26 protein-coding genes and 1 pseudogene are annotated in these 25027 nt (G+C 39.6%); 6 read left to right on the forward strand and 21 right to left on the reverse strand.

Going from position 1 to position 25027, the window contains the following annotated elements:
• Positions 1 to 19: 19 nt before the first annotated feature.
• On the reverse strand, positions 20 to 1750 hold the full coding sequence (locus tag ACIZ62_RS14750; RefSeq protein WP_414150493.1) for an ABC transporter ATP-binding protein: 1731 nt from the start codon (positions 1748 to 1750) through the stop codon (positions 20 to 22).
• 355 nt (positions 1751 to 2105) lie between these two features.
• Positions 2106 to 3656: a radical SAM protein gene (locus tag ACIZ62_RS14755; protein WP_414150494.1), complete on the reverse strand. Its 1551-nt coding sequence runs from the start codon at positions 3654 to 3656 to the stop codon at positions 2106 to 2108.
• A gap of 168 nt (positions 3657 to 3824) precedes the next feature.
• Here ACIZ62_RS14755 and ACIZ62_RS14760 point away from each other — a divergent pair.
• A pseudogene (locus tag ACIZ62_RS14760) lies at positions 3825 to 5205 on the forward strand (transposase).
• 534 nt (positions 5206 to 5739) lie between these two features.
• On the opposite strand, the gene ACIZ62_RS14765 reads toward ACIZ62_RS14760, so the two are convergent.
• Positions 5740 to 5937: an Apre_1838 family putative sactipeptide bacteriocin gene (locus tag ACIZ62_RS14765; protein ID WP_414150495.1), complete on the reverse strand. Its 198-nt coding sequence runs from the start codon at positions 5935 to 5937 to the stop codon at positions 5740 to 5742.
• Between the two features lie 259 nt (positions 5938 to 6196).
• Here ACIZ62_RS14765 and istA point away from each other — a divergent pair, with 259 nt between their 5' ends.
• Positions 6197 to 7441 carry an IS21 family transposase gene (gene istA / locus ACIZ62_RS14770; RefSeq protein WP_414150213.1) on the forward strand — a complete coding sequence of 415 codons (1245 nt, stop codon included), beginning with the start codon at positions 6197 to 6199 and terminating at the stop codon, positions 7439 to 7441.
• Positions 7435 to 8223 (forward strand): IS21-like element helper ATPase IstB, encoded by a 789-nt coding sequence (istB, locus tag ACIZ62_RS14775; RefSeq protein WP_111887536.1) that lies wholly within the window; start codon positions 7435 to 7437, stop codon positions 8221 to 8223. The genes istA and istB overlap by 7 nt, the downstream gene beginning before the upstream one ends.
• A 466-nt stretch (positions 8224 to 8689) precedes the next feature.
• Here the strand turns inward: istB and ACIZ62_RS14780 are convergent, their stop codons facing one another.
• The 5 genes from ACIZ62_RS14780 to ACIZ62_RS14800 all read right to left on the reverse strand — a co-directional run bounded on the left by ACIZ62_RS14780 (position 8690) and on the right by ACIZ62_RS14800 (position 11643).
• Positions 8690 to 9394 carry a hypothetical protein gene (locus ACIZ62_RS14780; RefSeq protein WP_414150496.1) on the reverse strand — a complete coding sequence of 235 codons (705 nt, stop codon included), beginning with the start codon at positions 9392 to 9394 and terminating at the stop codon, positions 8690 to 8692.
• Positions 9394 to 9783 carry a hypothetical protein gene (locus tag ACIZ62_RS14785; RefSeq protein WP_414150497.1) on the reverse strand — a complete coding sequence of 130 codons (390 nt, stop codon included), beginning with the start codon at positions 9781 to 9783 and terminating at the stop codon, positions 9394 to 9396. Before ACIZ62_RS14785 ends, ACIZ62_RS14780 begins: the two co-directional genes overlap by 1 nt.
• 351 nt (positions 9784 to 10134) lie before the next feature.
• Positions 10135 to 10698 carry an accessory gene regulator B family protein gene (locus ACIZ62_RS14790; protein WP_414150498.1) on the reverse strand — a complete coding sequence of 188 codons (564 nt, stop codon included), beginning with the start codon at positions 10696 to 10698 and terminating at the stop codon, positions 10135 to 10137.
• Positions 10698 to 10841 carry a cyclic lactone autoinducer peptide gene (locus ACIZ62_RS14795; RefSeq protein WP_111889197.1) on the reverse strand — a complete coding sequence of 48 codons (144 nt, stop codon included), beginning with the start codon at positions 10839 to 10841 and terminating at the stop codon, positions 10698 to 10700. Before ACIZ62_RS14795 ends, ACIZ62_RS14790 begins: the two co-directional genes overlap by 1 nt.
• Positions 10842 to 11004: 163 nt before the next feature.
• Positions 11005 to 11643 carry a sensor histidine kinase gene (locus tag ACIZ62_RS14800; protein WP_414150499.1) on the reverse strand — a complete coding sequence of 213 codons (639 nt, stop codon included), beginning with the start codon at positions 11641 to 11643 and terminating at the stop codon, positions 11005 to 11007.
• A gap of 632 nt (positions 11644 to 12275) precedes the next feature.
• On the opposite strand from ACIZ62_RS14800, the gene ACIZ62_RS14805 reads away from it, so the two are divergent.
• From ACIZ62_RS14805 to ACIZ62_RS14815, 3 genes are all read left to right on the forward strand, one after another.
• Positions 12276 to 12812: a transposase gene (locus ACIZ62_RS14805; protein WP_414150291.1), complete on the forward strand. Its 537-nt coding sequence runs from the start codon at positions 12276 to 12278 to the stop codon at positions 12810 to 12812.
• 146 nt (positions 12813 to 12958) lie between these two features.
• Positions 12959 to 14218 (forward strand): DDE-type integrase/transposase/recombinase, encoded by a 1260-nt coding sequence (locus ACIZ62_RS14810; RefSeq protein WP_414150292.1) that lies wholly within the window; start codon positions 12959 to 12961, stop codon positions 14216 to 14218.
• Entirely contained in the window at positions 14211 to 15011 is an 801-nt protein-coding gene (locus ACIZ62_RS14815) for an ExeA family protein (protein WP_414150293.1), read from the forward strand. The genes ACIZ62_RS14810 and ACIZ62_RS14815 overlap by 8 nt, the downstream gene beginning before the upstream one ends.
• 160 nt (positions 15012 to 15171) lie before the next feature.
• Here ACIZ62_RS14815 and ACIZ62_RS14820 read toward each other — a convergent pair whose 3' ends face one another.
• The 13 genes from ACIZ62_RS14820 to ACIZ62_RS14880 all read right to left on the reverse strand — a co-directional run bounded on the left by ACIZ62_RS14820 (position 15172) and on the right by ACIZ62_RS14880 (position 25020).
• Positions 15172 to 15309 carry a hypothetical protein gene (locus ACIZ62_RS14820; protein ID WP_414150500.1) on the reverse strand — a complete coding sequence of 46 codons (138 nt, stop codon included), beginning with the start codon at positions 15307 to 15309 and terminating at the stop codon, positions 15172 to 15174.
• Positions 15309 to 16031, reverse strand: a complete 723-nt coding sequence (locus tag ACIZ62_RS14825) for a LytR/AlgR family response regulator transcription factor (protein ID WP_414150501.1) — start codon at positions 16029 to 16031, stop codon at positions 15309 to 15311. The genes ACIZ62_RS14820 and ACIZ62_RS14825 overlap by 1 nt, the downstream gene beginning before the upstream one ends.
• A gap of 174 nt (positions 16032 to 16205) precedes the next feature.
• Positions 16206 to 16607 (reverse strand): hypothetical protein, encoded by a 402-nt coding sequence (locus ACIZ62_RS14830; RefSeq protein WP_111889194.1) that lies wholly within the window; start codon positions 16605 to 16607, stop codon positions 16206 to 16208.
• A 65-nt stretch (positions 16608 to 16672) separates the two neighbouring features.
• Positions 16673 to 17896: a peptidase U32 family protein gene (locus ACIZ62_RS14835; protein WP_414150502.1), complete on the reverse strand. Its 1224-nt coding sequence runs from the start codon at positions 17894 to 17896 to the stop codon at positions 16673 to 16675.
• Positions 17897 to 17939: 43 nt separating this feature from the next.
• Complete coding sequence (locus ACIZ62_RS14840; RefSeq protein WP_111889192.1) at positions 17940 to 18590, reverse strand: O-methyltransferase; 651 nt, start codon at positions 18588 to 18590, stop codon at positions 17940 to 17942.
• Positions 18591 to 18655: 65 nt separating this feature from the next.
• Complete coding sequence (mltG, locus tag ACIZ62_RS14845) at positions 18656 to 19732, reverse strand: endolytic transglycosylase MltG (RefSeq protein WP_111889191.1); 1077 nt, start codon at positions 19730 to 19732, stop codon at positions 18656 to 18658.
• Positions 19733 to 19829: 97 nt separating this feature from the next.
• Positions 19830 to 20198 carry a YlbF family regulator gene (locus ACIZ62_RS14850; RefSeq protein WP_111889190.1) on the reverse strand — a complete coding sequence of 123 codons (369 nt, stop codon included), beginning with the start codon at positions 20196 to 20198 and terminating at the stop codon, positions 19830 to 19832.
• Between the two features lie 72 nt (positions 20199 to 20270).
• On the reverse strand, positions 20271 to 21968 hold the full coding sequence (locus ACIZ62_RS14855; RefSeq protein ID WP_414151866.1) for a ribonuclease J: 1698 nt from the start codon (positions 21966 to 21968) through the stop codon (positions 20271 to 20273).
• A 34-nt stretch (positions 21969 to 22002) separates the two neighbouring features.
• A complete protein-coding gene (locus ACIZ62_RS14860) occupies positions 22003 to 22461 on the reverse strand; it encodes a Fur family transcriptional regulator (protein WP_111889189.1) in 459 nt (152 codons plus the stop codon).
• 388 nt (positions 22462 to 22849) lie between these two features.
• A complete protein-coding gene (locus ACIZ62_RS14865; protein ID WP_111889188.1) occupies positions 22850 to 23131 on the reverse strand; it encodes a DUF1292 domain-containing protein in 282 nt (93 codons plus the stop codon).
• 82 nt (positions 23132 to 23213) lie between these two features.
• Positions 23214 to 23630 (reverse strand): Holliday junction resolvase RuvX, encoded by a 417-nt coding sequence (ruvX, locus tag ACIZ62_RS14870; protein ID WP_111889187.1) that lies wholly within the window; start codon positions 23628 to 23630, stop codon positions 23214 to 23216.
• Positions 23631 to 23660: 30 nt separating this feature from the next.
• Positions 23661 to 24605 (reverse strand): aldo/keto reductase, encoded by a 945-nt coding sequence (locus ACIZ62_RS14875; protein WP_111889186.1) that lies wholly within the window; start codon positions 24603 to 24605, stop codon positions 23661 to 23663.
• A gap of 163 nt (positions 24606 to 24768) precedes the next feature.
• Complete coding sequence (locus tag ACIZ62_RS14880) at positions 24769 to 25020, reverse strand: IreB family regulatory phosphoprotein (protein WP_026396169.1); 252 nt, start codon at positions 25018 to 25020, stop codon at positions 24769 to 24771.
• Positions 25021 to 25027: the final 7 nt, after the last annotated feature.

Below are 25027 nucleotides of genomic sequence, written 5' to 3' on the forward strand. Positions count from 1 at the left end.
CAAAGTCTTTCTATTAAAACTATTGAAACAGAGCATGATAGCTCTTATTTCTTTTTACCAATTCGGGATGAGTTCCAGCATCGATAATCACTCCATCTTTTAACACAAATATCATTTTACTCTGTTTAATAAACTCAATTTTGTGACTAACTGAAAGCACTATTTTTTCTTTTGCAATTTTTTGAATTATATCAACTACTTTCTTCTCCGACTTACCATCTATATCAGATGTTATTTCATCAAGTAATAGTATCGAATAATCCTTATTTAAAATGCGCGCAAAATTTAGTCTTTGCTTTTCACCGCTAGAAAAATTATCACCCTTGTTACCCATAAGTGAGTTGTATTCTTCTGCAAGAGATATTATTAAATCGTGTACCTCTACTTGTTTACATGCGTCTTTTATTCCATCCAAATCAAAATGCTCATCAAACAAAAAGAAATTATCCAAGATGCTTTCGTTGAGAAAAAAAGTGTCCTTCTGTAGAAACAGCACTTCATTCCTTAGCGTATATAAATCCCACTCTTTTAGATTTATATTATTAACCTCGATTAGACCTTGCGTAAATGAATATAGACCATTCAGTAGACTTAGTATCGTACTTTTTCCAGCGCCATTTTCACCAACGATTGTATAAAGACCAGGACTATTAATTGAAAGAGATAACCCTTTTAGTATACAAATTTTATTATAGCCAAAACTGAGTTCTTCTATTTTTATGCTATTTTCGATTTGTGACTCTATGTTAATTATTTTTTTGTTGAACGTACACCTATTTAAAAACTCATCCGCTTCGTTCATAAGGACTACTACTCTATCTATACTTACCATTACATAATTGAAGTTCGAAACATAACCAAGAGTTTGAAATAACGAAGAGAAAAACATCTCAAGATATTGGTTAAAAGAAACAAATAAGCCAATTGTCAAATTTCCAGACTTGATTAAATTCATAGCGGCAAGAATAAGAAGAAAATCAAATATGCTATTCATGCTACCTTGCAATAGAGAAAAGCTGTTTTCCGTAACCACCTTTTTCTTTATAATTGAAATATTGATTTCATACCAAGCCGCAACTTTTTTAACAAACTTATTTTCAAGTACAAAGGTCTTTATCGTGCTTAAGCCTGCGAATGCTTCGCTTAAAAAACCGAAATATGAATCATCATATTTTTTTTCTGCTTGAAAAATTGTTCGGAGTATTCTATTTGAAACTAAAGCAATAGTAAGCATTAGTGGTGCGTAGCCTACAGCGAATGCAGACAAACTCTTGGAAATACTAAATATAAACACAATCGAATATACTAAGCTAAACAAAGTTGTTAGGACGTTTGTTAATGTCTCAACAAAGAAACTCACTATAATATCCGCATCATTTTCAAGACGATTGATTAATTCTCCATAACTATAACTATCTTGAGATTTCTTTGGCATTGAGATGATGCTTGAGAAGATTTTAGATTTTAATGCATTTCTTGTACTCGCAATGAAAAGTGACTGTATAGTGTTTCGGATAGTATTCAAAATAATAGAAAAAAGAGATAACAACAAATGAATTATGAGTAAGTATTTCATACTTTCCCATTTACTGTTTACAAGAGCATCAATAATATAACCAAAAAGAAATGGCAAGATACTAACTATTGATGTATGTATAATTACTAAAACAATTAGTATAATTATGGTTTTGCTTTTTCCATAAAAACATAAAGCAAGCAACTTTTTCATTCTTGCAAAATTACTTTTCATTCTATCCCTCTTATTATGGCTGTGCAAAAATCCGAATAATCTGGATTATTAAAATATACAATACCTTGGCAATTGATGATCCATACTATGTCTGATTTTGAATTATAACGACTTTAATTATAGAGATTGTAACTTGAGGTCTATACCGGTTCAAATTTTTCTGTTAGATTTGCAATTCGTATTTATACACGCTATAACGCTATCCGCTATTCCCACAGACAAGCAAACCCGAAGTTAGATTAGATTATGTTTTCTTGATTGACCTCAAACAGACACAGATATACGTATAGAAATTAACTCCTGAATGGCCCGATGGTAAAATTTGCTAACTTTTGCTATATAGGAAAAGTTATTCTCAAGTTAGTTCTCTTTCATTGTATTGTGAAAGACTTTCGGGGTCATGTTCCATGATCATGTGGTATCGAATAAGGCTATTTTCTAAGTATGATCTTTCACTGCGACATGAATTATGACGATATGCAAAATGCGTTTTAACTTCATCATAACAATTAACATAGCATAAAGTACATAAATTAATTGCCCAACATTCTTTACAATATTTTTGAGCCTCTTCAATAAAATCACGAGTATATAGACGTTCAATAATCTCTATATTGAACCCTTCATCAATATTACCAATACTGGGAATCAATCCAACTCTTTCACACAATCGAAAATCTCCATCTACAGTAACATAGATACGACGTTGACCCGGAACACAGCAACCATTCATACCATAATTTTTTACAGGTGTGTCAGAAAGGAGCCGCTTATGTATAACCATCATATTTTTGTCGAACACGGAATCCGAAAATAGTGTTTTACAGGTTTCACCCTTTTCTTTTTTGTAAGCAATTTCCCACTCTTCTAACGGTTCATATATACTCCCATATAATTTTCTTTCTTCTTTGCTCTGAGGTAAAAAATATGGACTTTCCTTTGGTCCGCTATCAACTGCAGAAGTTAGAACCATAACATTTTTGGGGAGCCATTCTTCACTTTCAATAAACTCTTGTATTTTTGTATAATCATTTTCATAGTTTGGTCCAGAAATAACCATATTGAAAGAGATTTCCGGTTCTCTCTTCATATTTTTTTGTGCTTCAAGTAGCATTTTTGATCCTTGAACTGTTTTATCAAAACTCCCTTCTCCATTTATTGTTATTCTATTTTTATCATGTAACTCTTGAGGACCATCAAGACTAACTATGAGATCAAAATGGTGTTTGATCAAAAAACAGGCGATTTCTTTATCAATTAAAGTCGCATTTGTTGTCATACCAAAGCCAACGTTATGATTAAACAATTCCAAAGCGTACAGCACTACTTTTTTTATTAACTTAAAATTGAGCAAAGGTTCTCCGCCATAAAAACCAATATGAACGTGTTTGGCATCTTTAGAGTGCTCTTTAAGAAAATCAATTGATTTTTTTGCAGTATCCCAAGTCATATCTTTATACCCAAATCCTCTATTCTCTGGATGAGAGGGATTATAGACGCAATACTTACATCTTAGGTTACATTTTTCTGTTACCTCAAAGGTAACATTCTCGACACTATTAGTCAAAGTTTCATGGAGATCATTAACAACAGCATCTCCAATAAGGGTTTTAACTTCGTAAGCCGACAAAATATGTTCTTCCTTAATTACTTTCTCAATTTCTGAAATTGAACAATCCAATTCTTCTGGAGTCAACCCTAGCTCAAATAACCCTTCAACATTTTCACTTTCTATTAATGCCTGCAGTACTTTAAAAGTAATCTCTTCCACTTGCATAACCTTTCCTGTGCCTGTATCTAGAAAATAGTAATTGTTCTCTGTTTTAAAGGTTTTTCCCAATCTACCCGGTCTTCCATTTCTGCATAGTAATTGATAAAATTGATTGATCTTAGCCTTTGCATCCACAAATTTTTCCTCCTTGAATAATTAGTTTATAGGCGTTTGCAAAACGCCACAGCCCGCATAATTACGGGATATTTTTAACATAAAAAAATATAACTCCTCACCAGATTGTGATAAAATTGAGTTGCTTATAAACAAATCTATCAACCTGAAAGGAGTTATATCATGACTATTTTATCACAAAAACAGCTTTCTTTGGCTGAAGTTTATTCTGATTGTACTCATTTTTTTGAATATGACAAACATCACTTTCTTTCACTACTGGAAGAGAATCTGAATCTTCATACGTTGATTCCGCATTCATTTTATCAGCATTACTATTCGGCTCATGGCCGACATCGAGATTTTGAACTTTGTTCGATTCTCTGGGCGCTGATCCTGCAGCGGATTTTTTCCATCCCCACGGATACACTCCTGATTACTTTTCTTAAGTTTTCCAGAGAACTCCGGGATTTCTGCGGTTTTAACCGGGTTCCCCATGCGTCACAACTGACCCGTTTCAAAAAAACATACCTGTTGGACTTACAATCGCTCTTTCATCGTCTTGTTGATGTGACTGAACCGATCTGCCAGAAAATTGATGCCGATAAAGCGATGATGACCATTTTTGACACCTCCGGAATTGAAGCCTACGTCACTGAAAACAATCCCAAATTTGCCAATAAAATTATTAAGCAGCTCAAGGCATTCAAAAAATCTCACCAGCTTGATGACGCCTATGATCCCTATAAGGCTGCCTACGGCTCAATGCCCACGCACGCCAAATCCAATCCGGAAATCAAACAACTCTACATTAATGGTCATTTCTGTTACGTCTACAAATTCGGCATCATCACCAATGGCCTTGGAATTGTCCGGGATATCACTTTCTATGATGCGAATTTTCTGGCTGATCATCCGGATATTTCTGTCGAGAAAAAATCAGATTCTCCCGATGAGGACAAATCGCTTCATGATACCAAAGCCCTGATTCCGGTTCTTTCAGACTTCTTTAAAAAGCACCCACTGATTGTCCCCAAACTTTTCATTGGCGATGCTGCTTTTGACAGTTCAGCGATTTATCAGTCCCTCCTTGGGGAACTGAAATTTGAAAAAGCTTTCATTCCATTGAATCAGCGTGGTAAACTTTCCTATCCAGATTGTCCGGTTAATGTTGATGGGATTCCCTGTTGTCCAGATGATCCTTCTCTTCCCATGAAATCCGAAGGGCGGGCTAAAAGAAAGAACGGCCTGATTCGGTTTAAATTCACCTGTCCCAAAACAAAATGGATCAAACAGGAAGCCGGGAAAGCCAAACGTCAGTGTTTCTGTGAAAATCCTTGCACTTCGTCTTCCTGTGGCCGGATGTTTTACGTCTACCCTGAAAAAAATCTCCGCGCCTACCCCGGAACCCTTCATGGGACACTCGAATGGGCTCGAATCTATAAGATCCGGGGCGTCGTTGAACAATCCATCAATCATTTCAAAGACAGTTTCTGTCTTGCTAACCGCAAAACTCAAAATGCCGGAACACTTCACGCTGATTTGCTGTTGGCCGGAATTACCCAGTTGATTACTGCAATTCTTTCCGATAATATTCATCAGCATCAGTACTTGCGCAGTCTTAAACCACTCGTTGCCTAGTTGGACTTTTTATCTTTTTTGCCCAGCTTTTATTTTTGCGCCTTTTTTCTCATCTTCTGCAACATTTTCATCGCTTTGTTGTTCGTTTCCCTTCTGACGTCATGAAGTCTGTCTGTTTCTTGCCGCCGAATTCTCTGAGCTCTAAATCTTTTTTATTTCGCAATTACCTATAATTAGTTTATCGTCAATTAAAATTGATCATAGACTTTACACTTTTATAGTATGGTGACAGGTGACATCCAGAGGGGATTCCTTTATTTCTATCTATACCATATAATCGTTACACATCAAAATAAGATTATCCCATGGTATGATATCAGCATAACCTAGATTAGCCGAAAGCTCTGCTTTCCCGCCTGCAATATATACTCTTTCAATTTTAAATACCACTCATTTTTCTTTTGTCATCTCTACATTTTGGATAGAGAAGAACCGCCCGCTAAAATGGGCGGTTCTAATTGAATTATTCATTGGATGCTCCGAACCTAACTGTTGCTCTATTCCTATTTCCTGACGAATATTCTCCAGTCTCTAAGCATCCGCATCCGCAGTGGAAGCAATTATCATTACCTTTGTAATTGGCGAACAAATTAGAACACATACATGCTCTAGGTTGAATTCCATTTTCTGGTATTCTTCCTATTGGATTTACTATTTTCATCTCGATTTCCTCCTTTCTCATAAATTTATTTCATATATGACCATTTTTGAAATATCAAATTATTTATATTCTGGCCATTTTTAAAACATCAAATTATTCATATCCCATCATGTCGATGCTGTATTGCGGTCTAAATAAAACCCATCAATAATCTGTCCATGCTGATGTCAAAATCGGTGTTAAAATACCCATAATAAACGGTTGAAAATTCCCCAAAAACACGGTATGTTTCTTCTTAAAGTATAAGGAGGACAACCGAATGATAACAATGGAGGAATATTACATGATCAAAGGTTTAAAAAACAAGGGAATGTCAATCATGCAGATTTCCAAAGAAATGGGTGTTGATCGAAAAACGGTCAGCAATTGGCTTAAGCGCAACGAACCGCCAGCATATCGGATACATCAGTTTCGGCAAGGAAAGCTTGATCCGTTTAAAGATTATATTCTGGAACGAATGAATGAAGGCTGTGTCAATGCCGCTGTGATTTTTGATGAAATTGCAGCCGATGGGTACCAGGGCAAAATGACGATTCTTCGGGAATTTATGAAGCCATATCGCAAAAAAGCGTTAGCCAAAGCATCGATCCGCTATGAAACACCCCCTGGCAAACAGGCCCAGGTTGACTGGGGAGAATTCGTTGTCACGATGCCCGATGGAAAGCTCAAGAAATTGTATGCCTTCATCATGGTTTTAGGGCATTCCAGAAATTATTATCTTGAATTCACCGAGAATTCGAAATTTGACACATTAATCGGCTGCCATGAACGAGCATTTGCCTATTTTGGTGGTGTAACAGAGAGCATTCTGTATGACAATATGAAAACTGTTGTTGCCTACAGTCACAAAACCGGCAACGATAAATGGAATCAGCGGTTTTTGCGATTTGCCGAGCATCACCATTTTATTCCGGTTCGGCATCGGCCTTATCTGCCCCGTTCCAAGGGCAAGGTGGAACGCGGAGTCCAATATGTACGCGGCAATTTTTGGCCGAGAGTCAAAAGCTTTTCAGATCTGGCCGAACTCAATGATCAGGCTCGGCTCTGGCTTGATACGAAATGCAACACCCGGCTACATCAGACGATTCACAAAATACCCCATGAAATCCTGACGGAAGAACTGCTGAAGCCGATGAACACCGAACCGTTTCTTTCTGTGGATCTGGTCAGCCGGAAAGTCATGAATGATTGTATGATCAGTTATCAGTCCAATTATTTTTCCGTTCCCTTCCGCTTTGTTGGTCACCGTGTCGGTGTGCGGGATCTGAGAAATGGAACGATTGAAATCTATGATGAAACTGGTGCTTTGATTGAAGGTTACCGGAAACCGGCCCAAAAACATCAGGTTCAAAAAATGAAAAAGCACTTTGAAGGATTGAACAGTCAAAACCATAAAGCCAAAGCCCGCAAAGCACCGCTTATGATTCCAGATCAATCGCCCAAAGTGCATCAAAGACCGCTCGCAGTCTATGATTCTTTAGTCAGTGAGGTGACCATATGGTAACCCATCACCTGAAGGAAGCTTTTGATCGTCTGAATCTCACGCATATGGCCGCCGTTTATGACCACCATGCTGAAGAAGCTTCCAAGGATAGTATATCCTATTTGGAGTTTCTGGACAAGCTGCTTTGGGCAGAAATTGATGCAAAAAGAGAACGGACAACTACGACGAACTTGAAACTTGCAAAATTTCCCTATATCAAGGCCATCGATTCATTTGACTTTGATTTCCAGCCCAGTGCCAATCAGCGTAAGGTAAATGAACTGAAAACGCTCGCCTTTGTGGAACGTTCCGAAAATGTCGTGTTTTTGGGCCCGCCCGGCGTTGGCAAAACTCATCTGGCCGTAGGTCTGGCGGTTTGTGCGATCAAAAGTGGCTATACTGCTTATTTTCTCAGTGCACATGAACTGATTTCAATGATTCAGGAAAATATTGTTTCCGGGCGCATTCATCGCAAACTTAAAACACTGAATAAACCCAATATCCTGATTATTGATGAAGTTGGCTATGCGGCCATGGATGATGAAGTGGCTCATTACTTTTTTCAGATTGTTTCCAATCGCTATGAAAAAGGCTCAATCATTCTGACTTCCAACAAGTCCTACGGTAGTTGGGGTGATGTGTTCGGAAATAATGTCGTTGCAACGGCGATCCTGGATCGACTGCTGCATCATTCCACAACGATCAATATCAAAGGTGACAGCTATCGGATCAGGGAAAAGAAAAAGGCTGGCTTTTATGATGTCAGTCTATATGAAAACGAGTCGAACGATGCTAATGGGTAATTTTTACCGTTTATTTTGGGAAGTTTTGAAACGGTATTGACACTGAAAAGAATAGCATATTTATCTCCCACAGTTAAAGGGCTCTATCGTGAACAGCATGAAGATGTCGTAATGTAAAAAACACTATTTCCAATTGATATGAACTTTCAAAACCGCAAAACGCCATCTATCCCTTAATTGGAACTCGCTTCAATATTTGTGTAAACCTCCAAACTGATGTAGAATAAAATCAGTTTGGAGGTGTTTTTATGGGAAGAAACAAAAAAGGGATTTGATTGAATAATTCTTAAAAGAAAAACCGATCAAAGATGGCAATACCATTCTAGCAGGATACATCGGGTAAAAACAATGATAGTGTATGACATAGCTTCATCTTCAAAATTCGCTACCAATTTTAATCTGGAATTTGGTAGATTCACAGAAGACTTCGTACCTTTTGTTATATATGTTTCCGGCAATCCAAATTTTATAGATATCTATAAACGGGAAGCGAAAAGCCCCAGGTGCTGCCCCCTCGACTAAGTGTAGCGTTCCAGTTAGTTCCAAAAAGTGCGGTAGCAGTTGAATCTGGGACCCAACCGCTAAAACCAGTGTGATTCCCAAATGAAGATCCTACATTCCAAATTCTAGTTTCATAAACTCCAGTATATGCACTATGTTGTGCACAACCTACCTGACTACTTGCAAGCCCAACACCAGAAGTAAAATATGAATTCCCCCAAATATAAGTTAACTGAATATATCCACTTGAATTTCTGTCGAAATCATATCCTAATGTAAAATTGGCTGAACCAGTAGAATCCCACATAGAATCATCTTCGCCACCACGAAGCATTGCATCTGGAATTGTACTTTCATCAATCGTCATATAATCTGTCGAAGCTATATAACAAATTGATTCCGCTTTGTCAGACGATGTGTATTCTCGGTTTTCGTCAAGTGGCAATGCATAGATCTCCATGTCATAAGCTAAACCTGTTTCCTGATTTTCTAGTCGACCAATTGCGACAGCTTCTTCCCCTAGTGATATAGCTTCCGCTAACTGAATTTTTATTTCACTTTCATCTAAGAACTTCTCCTTTTCTACACTCTCTTGTCCCAAAACAGGCGTAGAACAGATGCAAATAGCTAATAATAAAACAACACTAACCTTTTTTAAAAAAATTTTCATTAACTTTCTCCTTTTCGAAAATTATGACTCACTAAAAAAACGTAATATCCCATCAAAATAAAATTGAAGACAAAAAACTCCTTAATACTAGCAAAATACAGAAAACCAAAATAACTCACACCATAAAACAGAATCAACATTAAAATATTACATAACAAAATAACCTTTGTTATTCTTAGTAAACGAATTTTTCTATAGGTTTCATATAAACTCGCAAGTAAGATTCCTGTTGAAATGTAAAGAAATAAGTCAAACAAAACTCTATACCATAATAATCCTATTTGAAGATTAGCTGCCTGATATTCTATAAAATTATTCCTCAAGATAACAAATCCTAAGATAAGACAAGGTGTTATGGCAATTTTTATAATTAATTTGTAATCTGTCAATTATTTTTCCTCCAAGCCTTTTCTACGCCCTTATTTCAATATTCCCATTAATTAGCAACTTATATCGATCCATTTAACTTATAAAATTATTCTCTAACCAAAAACAACCGCTCAAGTATATTCGTTACATACCTTTTATAATGAATTCACCTCCTTTAAACTGATGCAATGCACTTATTACGCTACTTCTAATTAACACCACTCATTAGTTGAAAACCCACACTGAAATCAATTGAGGACGAAAATTCTGAAAATCTTATTTAAACGAAACAACTCCTCTCTATCGGCTATTTCACAGATAATTATCTGTAGAAACAACAAAATAAACCTAAAAAATTTTGTTCTTCTTTATCATTTCGATACTCTTCCCAACACAAGCACAATACTAACCACTACAACTCCCATCATTATACAAACTGAAATCGCTAATTGACCAATATAACAAAATAGCAAAACCAAAAATACAAACAAAACCAAAGAGAAACGTGTTCTTTTTTTATACACAGCTCTTTCGACTTGTCCTAACGGTTTATTTACAGCCTCCACTGGCGCAAGGAAAAAGATGATCGTTCCCGCGCCAAGTGACATAGTCAAACAAACAGCACTTGTCCAGGGGATAATCTGGATACATATCAAAGTGGCTGTAATCATTGCGACTGAATACAAATAGCATCTTAACTGTGTTTTTGCATGGTAGCCACCGGCGTTGGAACGAAGTGGAACAAATGTTAAAAGGAAAACAATACTTTCCCACACCATATTTAACACAATTCCGATTCCCAGAATCGTAGCAATATTGAAGATCATCAACAGACCTTGCTGTAGACCATAGGTATATAAATTTCTGTTCTCAGCTATAATAATTTCATGGCTTACAAGGATATCTGTAATTCTCTCAGTTATTGCGATTCTCATTAGAACTTCCTGAGTTTATCTGCACCCTCAGGTAATTTGGGCTGGTGCATAATAAAAAAACAAGCCGTATTAACGTTTAACGTTGTTACCATCAACGCCATAGCCGCAATAACCCGATAGCACTTTAATGATAGATTTTTCAAAACAACCTCCTCTTTTTATCTTTTATGTCCTAAATCTACCATATATTTTTATTTGTGCGATATTATGTTGAAATTACTATATTTTTTTGTAGTGAACTAAGATTTTTTATTTTATTCAAATAAAAACGAGCAATCTTAATAAAAGAATGCTCGCAACAAGGCTCTATACAAACAACAGCAGGGAAACCGAAAAGATATTACTCCGCTGGGTAATATCCATCGTCCCATCGTATTTTTGTAAAACACTTTTTACATTTTCCAGGCCTAAACCATGTTGGCTTGGCTCTTTATTGGTTGTAAGATATCGATTGCCGACTTTTACACGTTCACCCAGATATGGATTCTCCACCAGAATAATTAAACGCCCTTTGTCATAGTTTATGTTTGTTTTTATCTGTCTTTCTTTTTCCATCTCAGCAACGGCCTCAATGGCGTTATCCAGCAGGTTTCCTAAAATTATCGCCAAATCAAATGATGCAATACTCATTTTTTCGGGAATACTCAGATCAAGCGCTATTTTTATATTTTGTTGCGCTGCTTCCTGAATTTTAAAATTCAAAATACTGTCAATATCAATGTTTTCGGTACACGCGTATTGTTTCTTATCGTCATAAACATCAGTCATCTTTGTTAGATGTTTTAAAGCAGCGTCTCTTTCCCCTTTTTCAACCAATGCATAGATAACCGCTAAGTGATTTCGCAGATCATGCCGCATTGCTTTCGTTGTTTTTAATGATGACTCCATTAGTTCGAATTGTTTTTGGTAGTATTTATTTTGCTGATCAACCATGATTTTATCCATTTTATCGACCATGAAAGCTGAAATGACATCATACAAATAAAAGATTGTGAAATTGACAAGTAGTATCAATACTACTCCGATTAGAACTTGCTTCCAGGACAAACCTATTGCTTGAAATAAGGTTAAAATGATATATAAGGATGAAATCGGGATCAAAATAATTGCGATCCAATTGGCCAGCGGGATTGTTTCTCCTAGTCTGATATTTTTGTAATTATTGAAAACTCGAACGACAAAATACAATATGATTTGAACTATAATCAGCCCATATTCTGAGGAATAATTGTTAGTGGACATCAAAGGAAAATTAAAATATCCTGAAAGCAATCCAACAATCAGTTCGACACACATTACAATCAAATAAATCAAAAATACTGATAGAAGCCGTTTTTTAATTCCTACTTTATAGTTTAATGACAGACCTAAAAAAGCAAGAATATTACTGATTATCATAATTGCCGGTATATTAATCGTCAAATATACCAGCGCAATAAATATGTAATATCCCACTGTTAATTAGCAAATTATAGGAGTCCCAAAAGTCCTGATTTAATCAAATTATTCCAGCTAAACCCGGCTTTTCAATTATGGTATAATGATTAATCATTAGTCACTTTAAGGAAGCACAAACCATGGTTTATCTGGAACACTTTTCTGACCACCCGCTGGATTATATCAACGAATTCTACACCGCTGAAAAAGTTCGCATCGACAGCTGTCCTCATTGTCATTCGTGCAGGCGGCTTCATCTTCATGGTATCTATCACCGGCATGTGATCTGGTATGAGGATGTCTTCGCCATTCCGGTCCAACGCCATTACTGTATTCATTGCGGCAAGACAGTGAGTATTCTGCCTTCTTTTTGCCATCCCGGGTTTCAGCTGGCCCTTCCATTTCTGCTGGAACTGCTTTGGGCCTTTTTAAACAGGATTCCTTCAGCCTGCGCTTTAGCGCATCAGCATCGGCACTTTATCACCCGGCGTTTCCTTTTTTGTCTGAACCGGCTGATTGAGTATTTTCGCATCTGTCATGATCCTTTAATCGTCTTTCCTGATTTTGGGCATAAAAAAGCCATAAAGCTTCTTGAAATGGTCTACTCGGTGGGGAAGCCCCACATCTTCGGCAAAAGATATCACGATCATTTTAAGATAGGATTTATGGCACTTTAATTGTACCATCCTTCCCTATTTTTTTGAAGAACTATTTGTCCCACAGAGCTTTTGCTTTGCCTTTTATCGATTGATCCGTTATTCTCTGATTATCTGGTTTTATGGATCCTTAAAACCTCAACTCATTAAAATCGGAGGTTTTTACAATGACTGAAAAAGACAAAGAATTGATTGCTTTATTTCGCTATGGCCTGATTGCGCCGTTACTTACGGATACCATCACGAACCACACGGCTTATCTGGATGAGGTCAGTGCCAAAACCCATGATGTCCCGCATTATGGCATCCGCACCTACAACCGTAAAACCCTGCTGGAATGGCACCGTTTGTACCGGCGCCATGGTTTTGATGCGCTTAAGCCCAAGGTTCGGACGGACAAGGGTTCGTCCCGGGCGTTACCGGCAGAATCGGCCAGACTACTCCTTACGCTGCGAACGGAAAACATCCATTTATCAGTGAAGTTGTTCCATGAGTGGCTCATTCATGAAGGCCACTTCACCAGCTCTGACTGTTCCTATTCGACGGTGTATCGGCTGCTCAAAAAACATCAACTGTTAAAGCCATCCCAGGCGGATACATCTGACCGCCGCCGGTTTGCCCATATTGATATCAACACCCTATGGCAGACCGATGTTTCCCATGGCCCGTATCTGACTCTTAACGGTAAAAAACGCAAAACCTATCTGATCGCTTTTATCGATGATGCTTCCCGGCGGATTACCGGGGCTCAGTTCATGCTGGCTGAGAAGAATGAAGATCTCCTTCATGTCCTTAAATCGGCTTTACTTACCTGTGGTAAGCCCACCATGCTTTATGCGGATAATGGCAAGATTTTCCGTTCCCACCAACTGAATACTTCCTGTGCCACCCTGGGTATTGCCTTGGTCAACACCAAGCCTTATGATCCCAAAAGCAAGGGCAAAATCGAGCGCTTTTTCAAAACCGTCCGCAGCCGTTTCTATCCACTTTTGACGGATGCTGACTTGATGGATCTGGAGGTCCTCAACCAACGCTTTGAGGCCTGGCTGGCTCGGGATTATCATCATAAGGTTCATTCGAGTCTCAATGAAGCGCCGATGGTCTTTTATATGCGGGGGAGTGACCGGATTAAGCATTTCTCTGATCCCCGAATTATTGATGAAGCCTTTCTGATCCGGGTGACCAGAAAGGTCAAGTCGGATGCCACCATTTCGCTGCACAACGCCCTTTTCGAAGCGTCGCCGATGTTTATTGGTAAGAGCGTGGATATCCGTTATCCCAATGAATATCCGGATGAAATCTATATTTATGAAAACAGTGTCCGGATTCTTACCTGCAAAAAAGTCATCATGACGGACAACGCCATTGCCAAACGCAATAACAATGCTATCAGCTACAGCGCGTTAGGCGGTGTTCCTCATGTATAAATCATTTTTCGGGTTCCAGCAGGCGCCCTTTGACAAGGGCATTGATTCATCGATGCTCTTTCAATCTGAAGCTTACAAGGAAGTTTTAGCCCGACTGGATTATCTCAAAACCACCCGCGGTTTTGGTCTGATTACTGGGGACCCCGGGGTTGGTAAAACATCGACCCTGCGGGTCTTTGCCGACAGTTTGAATCCGTCGTTATATAAGGTCATGTATTTCCCGATGTCTTCCGGGACAACCATGGATTTTTACCGGGGTCTGGCGTTTTCGCTTGGGGAACAGCCAAAATTTCGAAAAGTGGAGCTGTTTTTTCAGATTCAGAACGCCATTACGGATCTTTATGATAAACGCCGCATCACGCCGGTCTTTATCCTGGATGAGATGCAGTCGGCTTCAGCCCAGTTTCTTCACGATCTGAGCATCATTTTTAACTTTGACATGGATAAACGTAATCCTTTTATTCTGATTCTCACCGGTTTACCGACGCTGGCCAACCGACTGGCCTTAAACCAGAACCGGTCGCTTGATCAGCGGCTGGTGACCCGGTTTCATTTCTCGCCGCTTACACCGGATGAGGTTCGGGATTATATCAAACACCGGTTTAAGCATGCCGGTGTTTCACGGAATCTGATCAACGAGAATGCTTATGAAGCCATTTCATCATCCACTGGTGGTTATCCGCGATTAGTCGGTAATCTGGTTACCCAGTGTCTGATTCTTGCCTTTCAAAAACAAACAGATCTTATTGATGAAGAGATTGTTTTTGCCGCTTCTGCGGATGCTGGGATTTAACGCCTGACGGCGTTATTTCCCTTTTTTTCTGGAGAAATAAAGCGTGATTATGTGATTAAAAAACTGAAACACACTTTTTAACCCGCCATTATTTTCACAGTCTTTCGAACATTTCGATCCGTTTTATTGTGATTAAACCAGTCCGAAATAATGTGAAAATTTACACCACATAGGATAAGAGTTCTATCTTATGATTGGCTTCTTTGGTCTCAAAGAATACATGCATAAATTTATAAACGATATATGTTCCAAAAATATTAGCTATCAGATATACCACTTCATAGGTACTTAGCTCCATTATTCCAACCTTTCGAGTTCATATCGCATTTGCAAACCCCTGATTTCTTTCCGCTTTAGCTGACTAATTGGCAGACAGTCCGAATTGGACATCCTGACCTCGTCATACTTGAATTTTACTACATGCTCATAGTTAACTAGATAGGATTTATGAATTTTCATGAATTGATCACCTTCTAGCTGGGGGGTGACATCTCGTAGCTTCCCATAAAACAAATCTTCCCCTGTTGTCGTGGTAATCTTAATCTCCCGATTCACGCTTTGAAAGTAGAGAATGTCTTTGATGGGAATCTTATATGTTACGGCTCCCTTTCGATAACAGAAAACGCCACCTAGGCAGCCGCTTAATTTCATTGCCAGGTTAATGTCTTTTATCAGTATTGCTGGTTCAATGGGCTTTGAAAGAAAATGCATGGGTCGCACCTCAAAAAGATCCTTATAATAATTTTCTTTCCCAGACACATAGACAATCTGCATCGTTTGATTATCCATCTCTTCACGAATTTTCCGGCCTAAATCAAGGCCGTTTAGCCCTTCCATTTCGATGTCCAGAAAAATCAAATCGAAATCATGTTCATGTTTTATAAACTCTGCCAGTCTTTCACCGGAATAAAACACATCGATTTCGACTTCCTCCGCAAACGTATTTCGATGGTCCAAAATAATCCCTTCCATTTGAGAACAGATGGCTCTTTGATCATCGCAAATTCCTATTCTAAACATTTTCTCACCTCTTTTATAGACACTAAATTCATTTTACCTGAAAATAAAACAACTGTCCACCTTGCCAATAAAATAATTTAAATTTGTGTTTATCAATCAAAAAAAACAGTATTAATAAACAGCAAGCTGTTTATTGATACTGTTAAAATCTTTTTCTACTAAACTATCGATTTATTAACTGATGGCATCCACGGCGGCCATCAACTCCGAAATAGAACTGTACCAGTTTTTAATCATATGGCGCATCAGCCCGACCTGTTCGGCCTTGGCCAGTAGACCAAAAACCGGAATTTTGGAGCCATAAGCCGCGCCGATCTCAGCCCAGGCATCACAACCGGAGGGACCAATATAAATAATCAGATCGGCACTGGTAACCGAACTGATACAAAAATCAAAAACGCGTTCTCCTTCAGCAGACTCAATAAAATGGGTGAGCTCTTTTTGTGAAAGAAAGGCTTCTTCCGGTCGTCCCTCGCGGATCCATGACAAAATGGTATGGCCCCGAGTTTCCAACAAATCCGTCAGCATTTCAACGGCATGCTGATGCTTCCATGAAGCGGCAATATATATTCTCATGATTCCTCCAATTGGGGTGTTATTTTGTTTGCGGCTCGGTGTTTAAAAGAGTCTTTTTACCAAAGCTAATCCCGTTTTCTGATGATATCCATCGGTTTAACCGGTGTACACATTTGTAAATAGTAATGCATTTTGGGATGCGGTGCCGACTCGATTGCCTGACCGGATACGTCCGTCATTACCTTAATCGCTTGCGTAACGAACCCGTCTCCCGGAATCATGATCTCGATCTCATCACCTAATACAACCTTGTTACGCTGCTCAATTAAAGCCATCCCGGTATTCTCGTCGTATTCCAGAACCAGACCGACAAAGTCATAATGCCGGGTATAACTGCTGGTGCCGTAATTTTGATCCTCTGATGTTGTTTTGCCGCTATAAAACCCTTTGGTGTAATTGCGGTGACTGACCTTTGTCAGTTCATCATAATAGCCCTTATCAAGCTTTTTTACCGCGGGATTATCATAGGCATAATCAATGGCACTGCGATAAGCGGATACCACGGTGGCCACATAATAGAGGCTTTTCATCCGACCTTCAATTTTAAAGCTGTCTACTCCTGATGCCATCAAGGCGGGAATTTCATCGATCAGGCAAAGATCCTTGGAGTTAAAAATAAAGGAACCGGTGGCATCCTCTTCAATGGTAAAGGCTTCATCGGGGCGGGTTTCTTCAATCAGGTGATACTTCCACCGGCAAGGATGGGCGCAATCTCCCTGATTTGAATTTCGGCCGGTCATGTAATGACTTAACAGGCATCGTCCCGAATAGGAAATGCACATGGCACCGTGAACAAAGATCTCAATCTCCATTTCCGGAGCTACTTTTTCCCGGATCTCCTGAATTTCAATAAGTCCCAGTTCCCGGGCCAGTACAATCCGCTTGGCACCCTGGGCATGCCAGAATGCCACACTGCGCCAATTGGTATTATTGGCCTGAGTGCTGACGGATATTTTTAAATCAGGAGCCACTTCCTGAACCACAGAAAAAACCCCGGGATCGGCTACAATCACGCCGTCAATTCCCAGGTCTTTTAGTTCACTTACATATTCAGGCAGACCGTCTAAATCTGCATTGTGGGGAATCATATTGAGTGTGACGTAAATCTTTTTATCGCGTTCATGGACATACTTAACCGCCTCGGCCAGAGCGGTCTGATCAAAATTATCGGCCTTTGCTCTGAGCCCAAATTTCTTACCGGCACAATAGACCGCATCAGCCCCATAATGAAGGGCATACCTTAGTTTTTCAAAATTTCCTGCCGGTGCCAAAAGTTCCGGTTTTTTCATGCTGTTTCTCCGTTCTTTTCTTTCCTTGCACTGCTCTTCGTACTTAATCGTCTTTTTTTAAGCTGATCGCCAAACCATCACCCAGTGGCAGAATACTGGTAACCAATTGGGGATGGTTGGCGATGGTTTCCAGATACATCCGCATCCGCTTGACAATGGTTATTTTGCGACGAATAACCAGTTCATTACTGGCGATCATGCCTTTAAACAATACATTATCAGAAATCAATAGTCCTCCGGGCTTTAAACACCGCAGACAATCGCCCAGCAAATGGATATAGTGGCCTTTGGCCCCATCCAAAAAAATTAAATCATAGCTTTTATCCAGTACTGCCAGTTTTTCCTGGGCATCCCCAACCATCAGATTAATCTGATGGCTAAGTCCCAGGCTGGCAATATTTTCTTCTGCCTGAACCACCATTTTAAAATTGCGTTCAATGGTATCCACCTGCCCCTGAGGGCCCATCGCTTCGGCAAAGATAGACGCCGAAAAGCCTACAGCTGTGCCAACTTCCAGAACAGTCCTGGTTTTTTTTGCGGCGATTAATAATTCAATGTGTTTTTGAACTTCTTGATGGATAATCGGAATATTATCATCCATAGCTCTTTTTCTGAATGCTTCTATTTGGGGACGATTAGCCGGAATTAATCCTCTAATATAATCCTCGATGTAATCTTTAACAATCTCACTCACTGTCTGGCCTTCATTCTTTTTTATTGGCAACTTCTTTATAGCGCTGGCATATTTCGTTGTCTTAATTAGTTTCCCATATATTTTTCTACGTCTTCTAAATGCTCATCATAGGTTTCATTGAAATAGATCTTTCCCGAATCCATATCGGCAACAAAATATAAATAGTTTGTTTGCGCCGGATTTAAAGCCGCTTCTAAGGAAGTTTCACCAAAGGAGCAAATCGGCCCAAAGGGTAATCCGGTATTGATATAGGTATTATAAGGTGATGAAAACTGCGTTTGCTCGGTTGTTAATACGGCCGTTTTTTCACCCCGGGCATAGTCCACGGTGATATCCGATTGAAGCGGCATGTTCTCGGCAATCCGATTGTAAAACACACTGGCCGCATTGGCCTTATCCTCAACTAATTTTGTTTCTAATTCCACAATAGAAGCCATAATCACAATTTCATCCACGGTTTTATCCATTTTTTTGGTTTGTTTTTGCAGATCCTGATCATAGACCTCCACAAACCGATCCAGCATGGCGGTGACCACTTCTGATGGGTCCGTATTTGGAGAAAAACTGTAGGTATCGGGAAAGAGGTAGCCCTCCAGAGTTCGACTCATCCCGTCTTTTTCAGTCAGGGGAATGCTTCTAAGAAGGGAATATTCTTCCTGATATTCTGCTACTTTTTTTGTTTCTTCGATAAATGCATCCGCATCACATATATTTTTCTCTTCAAATATTTTAGCGAACTCTGAAATATTACGTCCTTCAGGAATCGTCACGGTGGCATCAGCTACGTCCCCTGCTACCAGACGATCAAGTATCTGCTGGGCCGATTCTGCCGGGCTAAAAGCATAGTAGCCGGACTGGATCTGGTGAGCGGTATTCTCTTTTTTGGCCAACATTTCAAAGGCAAAAACATCCCGAATTAAATTATTTTCAGCCAGTAACTCTGCCACATCACTGATAACGGCACCTTGTTCTATTTGAACATAAACAAGCTCTCCGGCTCCCACTGGTTCTAACATTTGTCCGATAAAGTAATTAAAGCTGAACACACCAGTCGCACCAAAGACGACTAATAATAAAAGAATAATGGCAATCAGTTTTCCCGTTTTTTTTCGAGGCGGCTGTCGATTTGTTCCGTTACTCATCCGTTCACCTTCCTTTCCTAAACTGTAAAAAAGAATATAGGACCGCTAGAGGTTGGCACCTATATTCTTTTTAAATCGTTTCTATTTCAATCGTTGTTTAAGCGCCACAGCCTTCATCTTCTGAATCAAACAGTCCCATATCCAAATCAACTGCTTTTGCCATGATATCGGTAATGTCCTGAAAGACTACTGAAAAATACATCTGGGCCTGAAAAAATTCAGCGATTTCAGGGATGCCCATTATGGTATTCGCAATGGCATTATAAGAAGTAATCTGATCTTCTGTCAGTTCATTTCCCAACATTTGGAAGGATTGAATTTCCATTTGCTTACGCATATAATCCTTGGCCATTTCATACTTTTCGGGATCTTGTTCCAGCTTTTCTTTCGCGGCTAAAAAATTCTTATATTCTGTGGATTCCTTGAGTGCTCGTGCCAAATTATTGGCTTCATCATAGACGTTCATCTGTTACTCCTACTTTTAAAATTTTATCGACAACTGCTAACGATATGTATTTCACCAATTGCCATATTAAATTTATACTTCCATCAATATGGGTAGTATCATTGGTTTTCTCTGAGTTTTTGCATAAAGGTATTTAAACAGGCTCTCCCGAATGACATTTTTAATGGAATTCCAGTCAATAATACCCTTTTCTTCACAAGATAGCAAGGCTTTCTTGACTTCTTCGCGGGCGTTATTAATGAGTTCTTCAGATTCTCTTACATAAACAAAGCCGCGAGAGATAATATCTGGTCCCGATACCGCTTTGCCCTTGTGCATGGTACAAACCACAATAAAGAGCCCGTCTTCTGAAAGACGTTTTCGGTCATTGAGAACAATGTTACCAATATCACCGACTCCCAGCCCATCAACCAGAACCGGTTCAGCTTGAGTTTTACCAACAATCTGAACACTGCGTTTATCAATTTCCAGGATATTTCCATTTTCAGCAATCAGAGTTCTTTCCTTTTTAATCCCAACACTTTGTGCTAACTCCACATGCTTCATTAGCATCCGACTTTCCCCATGTACAGGAAGAAAATGTTTGGGACGGACTAGCGTAATCATCAGTTTTAGCTCTTCTTGTCTGGCGTGACCAGAGACATGAATTTCAGCAAATCCGCCATAAACAACATCCGAACCTAATTCCACGAGTTTATTAATAACCTCTGAGACCATTTTTTCATTTCCCGGCACTGCGGAAGCCGAAATGACGACGAGATCTTCTTTTTTTATGGTCAGGTGACGGTGCTCACCCAGTGCCATTCGTCCCAAGGCAGCCATCGGTTCGCCCTGGCTGCCGGTGGTTATGATTACTAATTCTTTGTCTTTGTATTTATTAATGTCTCGCAACTGAACCTGTACATTGGGGGGCATTTTCATGTAACCCAAATCCATGGCCACTTCGCTGACATTTTCCATGCTTCGCCCACAGATAATAACCTTACGGTTATACTCTACCGCAGCATCAATCACTTGTTGGAGGCGATGCACATTAGAGGCAAAAGTCGTAACGATGATTCGTCCTTTAGCGTTTCTGAACAAGTTGAAAAGTGTTGGTCCAACCGTGCTCTCAGATTGGGTAAATCCAGTCCCTTCAACATTGGTACTATCAGACATCAGCAGGTCTACACCTTGTGATCCAATTTTGGCGAATCGCTGCAAGTCGATTACTTCACCACCAATTGGATGATAGTCAATTTTAAAATCCCCGGTGTGGACAACCGTTGCCGCCGCACACTTGATACACAATCCCACGGCATCCGCGATGCTATGATTAACGCGAATAAATTCTACGTTGAACTCACCAATGTCAATCCGTTCTTTCGGTTTAACAATAATTCGGGTGGTTTTGGTTAGTAAGCCATGCTCTTTGAGCTTTTTATCAATCAGGCCCATGGTAAATTTCGTGGCATAAATGGGAATGTTAATCTTTCTGAGCAGATAAACAAGTCCGCCAATGTGATCCTCATGCCCATGGGTTATGACAACGCCCTTGACCTTATCCTGATTCTCCAGAATATAATTATAATCCGGCAGCACAATGTCAATTCCGAACATATCGTCATCTGGAAATTTCAGCCCGCAATCCACAAGAATGATGTCATCCTTGTATTCAAATACGTTCAGGTTTTTCCCGATTTCACCTAAGCCCCCCAATGGTACTAATCTCAGTTTATCTTTGTTTTTCTGAGGTTGAGGCTTTCGTCTCGATCGTGAACGGCCCTCCACGCGTTGGGTTTCCGTCGTTATTAAGTTTTTATTTTCAGTCAAATTTAACTCCTTTCGTTATTGCATAACAATCCGAACAGTATCCGTACACCTTAAGTTCGTGATTGATAATCATAAAATCCTTCTTTTCTTCTATTTCTTTTTCCAGAGCTTCCAGGAAATCGTCTTGCATTTCGATTACCTTTCCACATTTTAAGCAGATTAAGTGATGATGCCAGTGTTTTTCATCCAACTCACAGAGTTCGTACCGAGCAAAGCCATCATCAAAATTACGTTTGGTAATGAGTCCCATTTCTTCTAATATTTGCACCGTTCGATAAATGGTCGACATTCCCACATCAGGATTGCGCTGTTTGACACCCAGAAATAACTCTTCAACACTAAAATGCTGCTGCCTAAAGGTCAACAGAACCTCGATGGTAACCAGACGTTGAGGGGTTACTTTGTTCCCTCTTTTTCTGAGTGCATCCACAATTTGTTTTTTGTTATTCATAGTGGTCACACCTCTTTTTAAGTCTTTTCTTAAATAAAACAGTGACAGGCAATGCTCCGATAATTTCTATATTTACTCCATCAATATCACAGGAAAGCGCACGGATCTCTATTCCCAGACTATGACATTGATCCAATAAACGTGAAAATATCGGATCTTTTACTTTGTTTGGTAAAACGCTTTGGCATCATTGCGTTGCATAACAAAAATAACCCCTGTATGGTGCCCTTCCTGATAAGCCCTGATTAAATTCAGCGAGGTGTTTGAAACAAGAAGCTCACTCATGTGACCGCTTGGGCACATGAGCAGCTATCTTTTTTTCCAGGCGTTAATCATTTACTTTGATAAAACGATTCGATCAGCTAAGAAAGCCCGCTAGCAAGGGGCGTTACTCAACTTCACCTTCATCTTCGTCTTCTTCTAAATCATCATATTCTTCGTCCATGATGCGATCGTATTCTGCTTCAATTAAAGCGAATTCTGCTTCATCCTCTACGGGTACCAGAATTTCACCCTCTTCGTCTTCATCGATAAAGAACGCAAATACATCGTCACTTTCTTCGCCTTCTGTTAAAAGCACATATGTCTTTTCACCCAGAGGAAAGGAGACTTCTAAATCAAACTCTCGTGCAACGCCATTTTCATCTTCTAAAATTATTTTTTCTTCCATATCAACTTCACTTTCAATTTTATTTTTCGCTCATAATCTTTAAATTATACCTTTTTATGCTTAAAGAATCCATTATTATGAATTATTTAACGGCCCGGTCCATGTAAGACTGGAGAATGATCTGAGCTGCCAGCATATCAATATAATCTTTGCGGTTCTCCCGGGAAACATTTCCTTCGATCAACACTTTTTCCGACCAGGATGAGGTTAAACGCTCATCAATATAGATGATTTCGATATTTAGCCGTTTTTTTATAAATTGACAAAAATTCACTGTTTTCCGGGTCTGAGCGGATTCTGAACCGTCCATGTTCAGTGGCAGACCAGCTACCACCTTTTTAATCTCATATTTTGCAATGAGATTCCGAAATGCTTCTAAATCATCATCCCGGGTCTTTCGTTTGAGGGTCATGACCCCCTGGGCCGTAATCTGCAACGGGTCCGTTACAGCAACCCCAATCCGTTTGTCACCAACATCAATTCCTAAAATTCTTTCCATTCATTATCCCATCTTATTGTTATGACTGTATTAAATTACTTTGATGCAAAAGTCTTTACAGACGGAACCACAGTAGCCGCAAAGCACACAGTTTTCCTGTAAAACGGTGGCTTTTCCGTTAACTAAGGTTAACGCCTTGTGGTTGCAGCGTTTGAGACATTCTCCACAGCCGGTGCACCAGTCACTGATATGTAGTCTCTTTGGAGCACTGGAAACAGCCACTTCCAAAGCGTCTGGTATGGTCTCGCCGTTAAATTTTTTGACATTATACCGCACTTCATTAATCGATTGAACCCCAATCGCAATGGCGTCCAGATCTGCCAGGTTCAAGACATACTCAAAACTGGCCTGTTTCTGAGAGAGCAGATTACCACCGCCTAGCGGCTTCATGCCGTAAACGCCCTTCCCAGACCTTTTTGCCTGGTGGATGGCCGCCGCCATTTCTTCGGTAGTTCCATCTTCAATACCAATGCCGGTTAAATTAATCAGCGGATGAATCACATCCAGCTCAGAAAACAGATTTGCCCCATAAACACCTTCTATCCGATGAGTGGAAATGCCGATGGCTCTTACTTTTCCCGCTTTTTTTGCGGCAATCAGCGCTTCAATGGCTTCCCAGTGGCCTTCAATGGTTTTTTTGCTTTCCTGTTCGTGGAGCAGGTAAAGATCAACATAATCCCGCCCCAGTTCCGAAAGGGCCCGATGCAAGCTGCTCAGAACACCCGCTGCTGTATAATCATAGGATTTTGTCGCAATCACCACATCCTGTTGCATCTGGATCGCCGCACGCAGATGATCGTAATTATTGTACAGATCCGCCGTATCAAAAAAATTAACACCACAATCCAAAGCCGCCGCGATAATTTCCCGACTTTCTAAAAGAGTTTTGTTTTTCTGGAGCGGCCCAATCGTCAAACTGCCAAAGCACATCCGCGAGACCTTGATTCCAGTATTACCCAGGGTATTTAATATCATCTTCTAATCATTTCCTAACCACAAGCGTTATGTGTACAGATTAACAATTGATCGGTACGGTGACTAAACACCAACTTCTACAATCAAAACTCCATCTGCCCGTCGCCATACCAAAACTAAAATAGGACTGCCTCGGTTGAGACAGCCCCAAATTATCAGCCTACTAAATACTTTTTAAGTAACGTCGAACAAGTTCCTCGAGCAACTCATCCCGTTCAATTTTCTGTATGGCGTTTCGCGCTTCTCTGTGACTTGTGATATAGGTCGGATCTCCTGACATGACATAACCTACAATTTGATTGACAGGGTTATACCCTTTTTCAACTAGAGCCTTATGTACATTGCGCATCACTTCGTCGATCTTCTGAGACTTTTCGCTATCGACCTCAAACATAATGGTTCCTCGATCAATCACCGTATTT

The sequence above is a fragment of the Acetobacterium carbinolicum genome, from assembly GCF_047456275.1.
In the GTDB taxonomy this organism is placed as follows: domain Bacteria; phylum Bacillota; class Clostridia; order Eubacteriales; family Eubacteriaceae; genus Acetobacterium; species Acetobacterium carbinolicum.